Origin of the sequence: Enterobacter sp. CGMCC 5087, from assembly GCF_003144775.1 — a bacterium.
Lineage (GTDB): Bacteria > Pseudomonadota > Gammaproteobacteria > Enterobacterales > Enterobacteriaceae > Enterobacter > Enterobacter cloacae_M.
Genome location: NZ_QFXN01000099.1, coordinates 1 through 9,010 on the forward strand (window position 1 = coordinate 1; position 9,010 = coordinate 9,010).

Here is a 9,010-nt window from a genome sequence, read left to right on the forward strand (position 1 = left end):
CTGGTCATGGGATTCACTGGCAAAAAGGCCGCGGCATTCAAAGAAGCCTACATTTCCGAATTTAACCGCCTTGAATCTGAACTGACGAAGCCGCTGCCGGTTGCGCCAGTCGCACCTGTTTTCCCCGTTGAAACTGATTTTTCATATATGACCGTCGTCGAACGTGGTCAGGTTGTCAATATTCGTATTGTCATGCCAGGACAAATGCTGCTTTCTTACGGCGATTTTGTTGAGATGGCTCAACGTACCGGATGCGTTGTTATTGACGAAGCTGATTTACGCTCATTATCCAGTGAGGCAATTATTTTGTTGTGTGAGAATGCAAAACGTTCGCGCGCAAAATGGGAAAAAATTCATTCATTCTAATCCGCACTAATTTATTTTCACATGGAAAAACACCATGAACAAAGCAATGATTGTTGCCGCACAAGCTCGCGCTGCATCAGCAGTGCAGACATCAAATATATTTTTATGGAACGGAGCAAAGGATTTATTTAAAGCCGGGCTTCATGATGGCGACCCTTTTACTTTGCTTGGTCTGCGCCATCCGTACCGGAAAGTAAATATTGATGATGTTCTGTTGAACTACGAGACATATGGTGACTGCGCTATTTGTGACGCAGACTTATGTAAGGTTAGGCACGCTATAAACCTTGATTTACCCGAAGAAGTTTTTAAAAACAGCCTAAAAAGGAATGCAGATGATAAACATTGAAACTGTTATTTTGTGTTTATATGAAGCAATTGTGCTCTTTATGATTATCAGGGTTATGTGGGTGCACAGAAAAAGACAAAAGGTACTTCGATGCATGGGGTTATTTTTCTACAACAGACTACCAGGCCATAACGAAATGTTATTTAAATTCTGGGTCTGGGATATCAACAAATTTATTAAATAAATAAGAATACATAAATTCATGCCTTAACCGGCAGGACTTAACTCACTCTAAAAACCATCAACACCTGCCTCACCAGAGGTAACTTATCAGGAATATTAAAAATGGGCGAGACCATCTGCAATTGTGCCGGATGCGGCAAACAACATCCTAAAGTTGAACTTGCATATCGTAAATCCGAAATATACCCCTATCGCTGCAAATATTATTGCATGGTTTGCAATCAGCAAAAAGAAAAGCGCGACGCATTAAAAAATGTGAGAGTCCGCGTGGCAAAACCATCCCGTGCCAGCTATTTATTTAAATATTAAGAGGTCATTATGTCTGTTGAATTAAAAGTGTTTGGCGGTGCATGCTTCCCGAAAGATAAGGCTCTGAAAAAAACACCTGATCTGAAGCCGCTTGTTATCGCTATAAAATCCACCACCAAAGCGATTGCCGAGGCCGTTATTTTTGGCAAGCTGGCTGGTGAACATCCCGAGCACCTTGATGATTACTTCAAGGTAAAAATCTGGGAACACCGGGAAGAATTGCCCTGCCCTGAGTTTGATGTTTTCACACCTGATTTTTTTGACACTATCGCCGTATGGAATGAGAATGCTGGCGAACCTGCATTAAAGCCTGAAACAGACGGAAACACGCAGCAGGATAACGAAAATATTCAGGTGGAACTAAAAGCTGTAGCTCGTCTTGATCAGGCATCCCGGGCGGCATGCCTGGCATTATTCGGCCCGGTCACAGAAATCACAGCAGCGCAGTACGGGCAGGTTATCGACCTTATTAACGATGATGCAGGTGGTTGTATCCGTGAACTGGCAGAGGCACTGGCTAAAGAGTCCCGCTCGCTGGCTCTTGCACCAGAACGACAGGAGCAAATGCTTGAGTGGGTTCGAGAGAATGCCAAAGAGTCTGCCCAGTGGCCGGACATCAAAAAGCTAATAGCCAGGTGGATTGATGCGCCTGCAGATAAACGCCCCCAGGCCGCCAGCACCAGCACCAGCACCAGCATTAAACGCACTGATACAGGATCCACGCTCGGGGGCGGTAATAAAACAGACCGCAGCCCGGATATGGTGCACAACCTCGCCACGCTCAGGATTGAGACTGCAATAGGGATCCTGAGCATGTACGAAGAAATCGACATCTACGCGATCCCTAATAAATTCATGACACCGGCGAAAGCCATGGCAGAAGCCGAACAGGACACCCGTTTTACGGCATGGTGGAAGCAGCTTCGCGGCACGCCGGGCATCCTGGATTATTCACGCGCGGCAATTATTGCCCTGATTAAATCCGCGCCGGAGGACATCTGGCTTAATCCAATAAAACTGCGCGAGTACATCAACCGCGAGCTGGTCGAGTCAAACCACGCCAGCCCGGATCAGAAAACCATTGATATCGCCTGTAGCCCAAAAACACGCCATGCGACAAAGAGCAGTGAAAATGATTCGCCAGTACAAAACAAAGATGATTTGCCAGCAGTCTGCCCGGGGCGCTCTGCACAACTCGACAAAGAGCTCGGCGACGCGTTTTCGCAAAAGCAGCAGATTGATGAGCAAGCAGGGCGAGCACTTGCTGCCGGACGAGGTGAGTTCGTTCCGGGGATTAGCGACCCTGCAGATCCAAAATGGGTGGCTGAAGGTGTGGAGCCCGCACTGAATGAGCGTGAAATTGCAATTAAAGCTCTGGTTGAGGCTGTCCTTGACGGGAAAACTAGCTTCATCGATGAGAAAGAAGCACAGCAACTCATTACAGGCACCGGCCAGAACTCCTCACACCTGTCGTTAATGATCACGATGGATATCTTTGCCCTTGAAAATGGCGGGGAGCCCGAAATTATTGATGACTACGACGTTCAATATCTTGCCTGGAGTGCGCTGGAAGAATGGAGCGATAACCCGGAAACCAGGTTAGACAACCTTACAAGGATACTGAATGAATATCGCCAGGTGGTGGTAAATAAACCTGAGGCGGTGATTATTCCCCCGGCAGCCACACCGGAATTGCCGGTACATGCCCTTACCTACCACCAACAATTAACGATCGCTGCTTTACAGGGCTTATGCGCTAACCCAGCACACGCAACATCTTTTGATGATATCCCGGATATGGCAGTCCAGTTGGCTGCCGGAGTTATTCGACTGCAGGAGGTTCAGTGTGAGCGATGAAGAAAACTATACGGACGCCGACTACGAACTGATCCGTGTGCTCCATAAGGTTGATGATGGCTGCGACTGGACTAAATGGTATGTCTGGAACATGGGAGGTCGACGCCGAATAAGCGAAAGACATTTCGAACGGCCACCAGCAAGACCGCAGATAGTGCCATCGAGCATCAAGCCTAAACAAAAGCGCAAGAAAAAGCGGCGCAAGACAATAGAGGTGATTTAAGTATGTCTTTTTTGAAGATTCTCGGTGCCCTCGCCTTTGTGGTTGTCGTGGTGCTTATTGTTTTTGTCCTTTGGCTGGACGTCCTGATCGACGACTGATTTTTGATAATCAACCATGACCAGTTCCTTCACGTAATGTGGTTGCTGGTCATCAACGGTGATGGCTATGAGCGAACAGCAACTGATACCGCTACGTGAGTGGAAAGCGCGAAGGCTGAAATTTTCTATAACAACCACATGCCTGGTAAAGCATGGGAAGTTAGGTTACATACAGCCAAGACCTATAAAAATTGGAAACCGTTGGTGTATTGATGAACGGGCTCAATATGTTGGTCCTGGGGTGTGCGGTGTTGAACCAGAAATTCGCAGTGATGACGACGAGATTTTGCGGGAGATTTTAAACGATGTCGCCAAGGCCACGAAAAAATAATGTCTCAATTTCCGGGCTATATGCCCGGTTTGATCGTCGCACTGCAAAAACCTATTACCAGTACAAAAATCCATTAACAGGGAAGTTCCACGGTCTGGGAACCGACAAAGAAAAAGCTGAAAAGATAGCAATAACGGCAAACCAGAGAATTACAGCCGCTGAAGCTGAGCACTATTTACGCCAAATTGATGAGACCCCAAAAGCAGTCGTACATCGAGGCATCAGCCTAAAAGCCTGGATAGAGCGTTATCTGAAGATACAGAAACAAAGCCTTGATGCAGGTACTCTTTCCCGTAAACGATACTCGGAAAAAACACGCATGGCCGGGTTGCTATCCCAACGTCTGGGCTCACGCCCCATGAAAAGCCTGGAGGTAAAGGATTTCGCCGTATTACTTGATGAGTATCTGGATGCAGGCCATGCCAGCAGTGCACTTTGTAATCGTGTTGTGTGGGTAGATATCTTTACCGAAGCACAGCATGCCGGTGAAGTTCCTCCCGGCTGGAATCCTCCCGGAGCAACGAAGAAACCGAGCGTTAAAGTTACGCGTTCACGATTATCGTTAGAGGAATGGAAGCGAATTCTGACGCAGATACCAGAAGATCGGTATGCGCATAAAGCGATGCTGCTGGCCCTTGTTACAGGCCAGCGTCGTGATGATATCGCCAACATGAAATTTTCAGACATCAAAGACGGCTACCTGCATATCGAGCAGAGCAAAACTTGTTCACGCATAGCGCTACCTCTTACTCTTCGTTGTGAAGCAATTGGCATGTCTCTGGAAGAGGTGATCCGAAAATGTCGTGACAGATTCGTTAGCCCGTACCTTCTTCATGGAAAAAGAAACAACACAGCGAAACCTGTAAATCTGATTTTGCTTTCAAAAGAGTTTGCTGAAGCTAGAGACGCTGCCGGAATCACTCCACCAGCAGGAAAAACGCCAACAACATTTCACGAACAGCGTTCATTGTCCGAACGGCTTTACCGCGCCCAGGGCATCGATACAAAAATTTTATTGGGGCACAAAACACAGTCAACGACCGACAGGTATAACGATGACCGGGGGAAGGAATGGATCAAACTGGCGATTTGATAGATTGATGGAGGTCATGAAAAACGAGGGTATTTTGGAGAAAAGTTTTGGAGAGGTTTTGGAGAAAGAAAAAAAAGTATATATTACAGCCTCTTAAAAACAGTTATACCTTCTGAGTTCAGAGGCTTATTCATGTCATGGCACGCCTTCAAACAGACTTACCTGGTTAAGTTCTGGTCACCTGTTCCGGCCGTTATCGCGGCAGGCATTCTCTCTACCTACTATTTCGGCATCACCGGCACCTTCTGGGCCGTGACCGGCGAGTTCACCCGCTGGGGTGGTCAATTGCTACAGCTCGCTGGCGTGCATACCGAAGAGTGGGGTTACTTTAAACTCATTCATCTGGACGGCACGCCGCTTACCCGCATCGACGGGATGATGATCATCGGCATGTTCGGCGGCTGTTTCGCGGCGGCGCTGTGGGCAAACAACGTTAAGTTGCGGATGCCTAAAAGCCGCATTCGTATAATGCAGGCGGTAGTCGGCGGTATCATTGCCGGGTTTGGCGCCCGCCTGGCGATGGGCTGTAACCTGGCCGCTTTCTTTACGGGGATTCCTCAGTTTTCGCTTCACGCCTGGTTCTTTGCTGTCGCCACGGCCATCGGCTCTTACTTCGGTGCAAAATTCACCCTGCTACCGCTGTTCCGCATTCCGGTGAAAATGACAAAAGTCAGCGCAGCGTCTCCGTTAACCCAGAAGCCAGACCAGGCGCGTCGCCGTTTCCGCCTCGGTATGCTGATCTTTTTTGCTATGGTCGCCTGGGCGCTTTGCACTGCGATGAATCAGCCCAAACTCGGCCTGGCGATGCTGTTCGGCGTGGGTTTTGGTCTGCTCATTGAACGCGCGCAGATCTGCTTTACCTCCGCGTTTCGCGATATGTGGATCACCGGCCGTACGATGATGGCAAAGGCGATTATCGCCGGGATGGCGGTCAGCGCCATCGGTATCTTCAGCTATGTTCAGCTCGGCGTCGAACCGAAAATCATGTGGGCCGGTCCTAACGCGGTCATTGGCGGCCTGCTGTTCGGCTTCGGGATCGTGCTGGCTGGCGGGTGTGAAACCGGCTGGATGTACCGCGCCGTTGAAGGTCAGGTGCATTACTGGTGGGTGGGCCTGGGAAATGTTATCGGCTCGACGCTCCTGGCGTACTTCTGGGACGAACTGTCCCCGGCGCTTGCCACGAGTTGGGACAAGGTCAACCTGCTGAACATCTTCGGCCCTCTCGGCGGCCTGCTGGTCACCTACGCCCTGCTGCTGGTCGCTTTTTTACTGGTTGTCGCGCAGGAGAAACGCTTCTTCCGTCGCGCGAGTGTTAAAACAGAAACCCAGGAGAATGCTGCATGAAAGAGATCGTGCCCGATTACCGTCTGGATATGGTCGGTGAACCCTGCCCTTATCCGGCTGTTGCCACGCTTGAAGCCCTACCGCAGCTCAAAAAAGGGGAAATTCTGGAAGTGGTCAGCGACTGTCCGCAGTCCATCAACAACATTCCGCTGGATGCGAAAAACCACGGCTACACGGTGCTGGATATCCAGCAGGATGGCCCGACCATTCGCTATTTGATTCAAAAATGATCGCTAAGGGCCTCGCGTGGGGCCTTTATCGTATTGAATTATAAGACATCTTGATCCACGGCAAAAACGCGTTTTTTGACTTAAGTAAAATCTCACTTCCCTTTTGAAGGAGGTTTTCGCGGTTTGATGTATTTACGAGCTTTACTGGTTTTCGCCTTATTGATTCCCTTCCATGCGCTGTCCCTGAATTTCTCTTCTACCTTCCTGCGCCTTAATTGTCCGCAAAGAGGACTTGTCGAGGTCATTCTGCACGTTTATGACCATACCCAGGAACGATGGCACGGCCATTTTGAAACCGGCGCGGGACATAAACGTGCAGGTGATACCGAAATCATCCCGTTTGCCAACGGCGATATTCTCTTTCATTCCCTGTCCAGCGACGCTTTCAGCTATTTATATTATGGGGAAAAGAGCCTGAGGCACTGCGTAAAGCTTGATGAGCGGCCGGTTTATCCGTCGTTTTGAAGTGAGCAAAGCAAACTGGCCACCCTGTGGCCAGTTTGACGGGGATTAGAAACGATAACCCGCAGAGAACATAAACACCCACGGATCCAGGCGAGTATTGATACTTTGCTGCTGACCGCCCGCTTTGAAGCGTACGTCCGTATCAATATCCATGTACCAGACCGAGGCGTTAATCAGCCAGTCGCGGTTAATCAGATAGTCCAGACCGACCTGCCCCGCCATACCCCACGAATCTTTCAGGCTGAGGTCCGTCAGACCGGCCTCTTTACCGGTATCGTTAAACTTCTCGTCGAAGAAAGTGGTGTAGTTCACACCGGCGCCAATATAAGGACGCACCTTGCTGCTGGCATCACCAAAGTACCATTGCGCCATCAGCGTTGGCGGTAAATGGTGAACCGTAGCGATATCACCGGTTGCGCCCAGACCTACGCGATGACGGAACGGCGTTGCAGCCAGAAGCTCAACACCAACGTTTTCCGTCGCCATATAGGTGAACGTTAACCCTAACTGGGTGTTATTACTGACGTTAAAACCGCCCATACCCAGCACGTTATCCGATCCTTCAGTCGGGCGAACCGTAGCCGAACCGGCACGAATAAAGAATTCGCCTGCTTCATGCGCATACGCGCCGCCAGAGAGACTGCTTAATACAAGGGCTGCCACCGCTAATTTTTTCATATCCGCTCCATCGTTGTGGTTTTAATCGCGGATGAGAATATACTTACAAATGAGTAATAAGTGATCTGCTACAGATCACATTAAAACCAGTAACTTAACATTCATTGATCTAGATTAATTTTTTGTTACGCATCCAAAAGCGATAAGATGTTTCCATGTCAATTTTTGGCATTTCACGGTTACAAAATTTTCCCTTTTTCCCCTCTTGCTCTTCCTCTGGCGGCTGGATAATTTATCGCTCTCACAAGTTGATTTGATGCGTTCTTCTTTAGCAGGTGTGCCATGAGTGATATCAACCCGTGCATGACGTGCGGAGCCTGTTGTGCGTATTTTCGAGTCTCTTTCTACTGGGCCGAAGCCAGCGATGGCGGCGGTACCGTTCCGGTTCATCTCACAGAGCCGCTAACGCCCTTTCTGCGCTGCATGAGCGGCACAAACCAAAAGCAGGCCCGCTGCGTGGCGCTACAGGGCGAGCCCGGGGTCTCTACCCGGTGTTCCATCTATGAGGATCGGCCCAGCCCGTGCCGGGAATTTGCCATGTCGGGGGAAGATGGCCAGGTCAACGAAGCCTGCAATCGCGCCCGGGCGCGCGTTGGATTACCGCCGCTTTACAAAGATATGCTTTTCCATACAAGCCTTGATGCTGCCACAGCAGGTGCATCCGGTGTACAATTGCCGGCTAATTAACACCTGCAATACTCAAGGAGAGTGCATGTCTATCACGGCGAAGTCTGTCTACCGTGACACGGGAAACTTTTTCCGCAATCAGTTCATAACCTTTTTACTGATCGCTTTGCTATGTGCCTTTATCACGGTGGTGCTGGGCCATGCCTTCTCACCGAGTGAAGAACAGATTGCCAGCCTGAGCCAGGGCGACCATCTTGCCGGAAGCGTGGGGCTGTTTGAACTGGTGCAAAACATGACGCCGGAACAGCAGCAAATTCTGCTGCGGGCGTCTGCCGCGTCAACTTTTTCAGGCCTGATTGGTAATGCGGTTCTGGCGGGCGGCGTTTTGCTGATGATTCAGCTGGTCTCGGCGGGTCACCGGGTCAGCGCCTTACGGGCGATTGGTGCGAGTGCGCCAGTCTTACCTAAGCTGTTTATCCTGATCTTTTTAACCACCATGCTGGTGCAAATGGGGATTATGCTGGTCGTGGTGCCGGGCGTATTACTGGCTATCGTGCTCTCATTTGCGCCTGTGATGGTGGTGCAGGATAAGATGGGGATTTTTACCGCGATGCGCAGCAGCATCAGACTGGCATGGGCGAATATGCGTCTGGTGGCTCCCGCCGTGATCGGCTGGCTGCTCGCCAAAACGCTCCTGCTGTTGTTTGCACCGAATTTTGCGGTATTAACGCCGAACGTTGGCGCGGTAGTGGCGAATACGCTGAGCAATCTGATTTCAGCGGTACTGCTGGTCTATCTGTTCCGCCTGTATATGTTAATTCGTCAGTAATCCTGAGGCGGGGGCATCGCAGCCTCCC

Annotated in this window: 12 protein-coding genes and 1 pseudogene; 12 read left to right on the plus strand and 1 reads right to left on the minus strand. The window is 49.9% G+C overall.

The window, feature by feature from the left end; all coding sequences use genetic code 11:
* The 10 genes and pseudogenes from DEO48_RS26755 to DEO48_RS09580 form a co-directional block, all read left to right on the plus strand.
* A pseudogene (locus DEO48_RS26755) lies at positions 1-366 on the plus strand (Rha family transcriptional regulator); the annotation flags it as partial.
* Between the two features lie 34 nt (positions 367-400).
* Entirely contained in the window at positions 401-715 is a 315-nt protein-coding gene (locus DEO48_RS09540) for a hypothetical protein (RefSeq protein WP_109845016.1), read from the plus strand.
* Between the two features lie 285 nt (positions 716-1,000).
* A complete protein-coding gene (locus DEO48_RS26515) occupies positions 1,001-1,207 on the plus strand; it encodes a hypothetical protein (protein WP_146198258.1) in 207 nt (68 codons plus the stop codon).
* A gap of 9 nt (positions 1,208-1,216) precedes the next feature.
* The gene (locus DEO48_RS09550; protein WP_109845018.1) at positions 1,217-3,064 is read left to right on the plus strand and encodes an exodeoxyribonuclease VIII; all 1,848 of its coding nucleotides are present in this window, start codon (positions 1,217-1,219) and stop codon (positions 3,062-3,064) included.
* On the plus strand, positions 3,054-3,287 hold the full coding sequence (locus tag DEO48_RS09555; protein WP_109845019.1) for a hypothetical protein: 234 nt from the start codon (positions 3,054-3,056) through the stop codon (positions 3,285-3,287). The genes DEO48_RS09550 and DEO48_RS09555 overlap by 11 nt, the downstream gene beginning before the upstream one ends.
* Positions 3,288-3,452: 165 nt before the next feature.
* The gene (locus DEO48_RS09560) at positions 3,453-3,716 is read left to right on the plus strand and encodes an excisionase (RefSeq protein ID WP_181366992.1); all 264 of its coding nucleotides are present in this window, start codon (positions 3,453-3,455) and stop codon (positions 3,714-3,716) included.
* The gene (locus tag DEO48_RS09565; protein WP_109845021.1) at positions 3,691-4,809 is read left to right on the plus strand and encodes a phage integrase Arm DNA-binding domain-containing protein; all 1,119 of its coding nucleotides are present in this window, start codon (positions 3,691-3,693) and stop codon (positions 4,807-4,809) included. Before DEO48_RS09560 ends, DEO48_RS09565 begins: the two co-directional genes overlap by 26 nt.
* A gap of 132 nt (positions 4,810-4,941) precedes the next feature.
* On the plus strand, positions 4,942-6,153 hold the full coding sequence (yedE, locus tag DEO48_RS09570; protein ID WP_109845022.1) for a selenium metabolism membrane protein YedE/FdhT: 1,212 nt from the start codon (positions 4,942-4,944) through the stop codon (positions 6,151-6,153).
* Positions 6,150-6,383 (plus strand): sulfurtransferase-like selenium metabolism protein YedF, encoded by a 234-nt coding sequence (gene yedF, locus DEO48_RS09575; protein WP_003856774.1) that lies wholly within the window; start codon positions 6,150-6,152, stop codon positions 6,381-6,383. The genes yedE and yedF overlap by 4 nt, the downstream gene beginning before the upstream one ends.
* Before the next feature lie 126 nt (positions 6,384-6,509).
* Entirely contained in the window at positions 6,510-6,848 is a 339-nt protein-coding gene (locus DEO48_RS09580) for a hypothetical protein (RefSeq protein ID WP_109845023.1), read from the plus strand.
* Positions 6,849-6,893: 45 nt separating this feature from the next.
* Here DEO48_RS09580 and ompW read toward each other — a convergent pair whose 3' ends face one another.
* Positions 6,894-7,526 (minus strand): outer membrane protein OmpW, encoded by a 633-nt coding sequence (ompW, locus tag DEO48_RS09585; protein ID WP_023312086.1) that lies wholly within the window; start codon positions 7,524-7,526, stop codon positions 6,894-6,896.
* Positions 7,527-7,808: 282 nt separating this feature from the next.
* On the opposite strand from ompW, the gene DEO48_RS09590 reads away from it, so the two are divergent.
* The gene (locus DEO48_RS09590; protein ID WP_021240310.1) at positions 7,809-8,213 is read left to right on the plus strand and encodes a YkgJ family cysteine cluster protein; all 405 of its coding nucleotides are present in this window, start codon (positions 7,809-7,811) and stop codon (positions 8,211-8,213) included.
* Between the two features lie 25 nt (positions 8,214-8,238).
* A complete protein-coding gene (locus tag DEO48_RS09595) occupies positions 8,239-8,982 on the plus strand; it encodes a YciC family protein (protein WP_032656704.1) in 744 nt (247 codons plus the stop codon).
* Positions 8,983-9,010: the final 28 nt, after the last annotated feature.

Coding starts and splice junctions, on each gene's coding strand:
- yedF (WP_003856774.1), top strand. CDS start 6,150: ATGAAAGAGATCGTGCCCGATTACCGTCTGGATATGGTCGGTGAACCC.
- yedE (WP_109845022.1), top strand. CDS start 4,942: ATGTCATGGCACGCCTTCAAACAGACTTACCTGGTTAAGTTCTGGTCA.
- DEO48_RS09550 (WP_109845018.1), top strand. CDS start 1,217: ATGTCTGTTGAATTAAAAGTGTTTGGCGGTGCATGCTTCCCGAAAGAT.
- DEO48_RS09540 (WP_109845016.1), top strand. CDS start 401: ATGAACAAAGCAATGATTGTTGCCGCACAAGCTCGCGCTGCATCAGCA.
- DEO48_RS09580 (WP_109845023.1), top strand. CDS start 6,510: ATGTATTTACGAGCTTTACTGGTTTTCGCCTTATTGATTCCCTTCCAT.
- DEO48_RS09560 (WP_181366992.1), top strand. CDS start 3,453: ATGAGCGAACAGCAACTGATACCGCTACGTGAGTGGAAAGCGCGAAGG.
- DEO48_RS26515 (WP_146198258.1), top strand. CDS start 1,001: ATGGGCGAGACCATCTGCAATTGTGCCGGATGCGGCAAACAACATCCT.
- ompW (WP_023312086.1), bottom strand. CDS start 7,526: ATGAAAAAATTAGCGGTGGCAGCCCTTGTATTAAGCAGTCTCTCTGGC.
- DEO48_RS09565 (WP_109845021.1), top strand. CDS start 3,691: ATGTCGCCAAGGCCACGAAAAAATAATGTCTCAATTTCCGGGCTATAT.
- DEO48_RS09590 (WP_021240310.1), top strand. CDS start 7,809: ATGAGTGATATCAACCCGTGCATGACGTGCGGAGCCTGTTGTGCGTAT.
- DEO48_RS09595 (WP_032656704.1), top strand. CDS start 8,239: ATGTCTATCACGGCGAAGTCTGTCTACCGTGACACGGGAAACTTTTTC.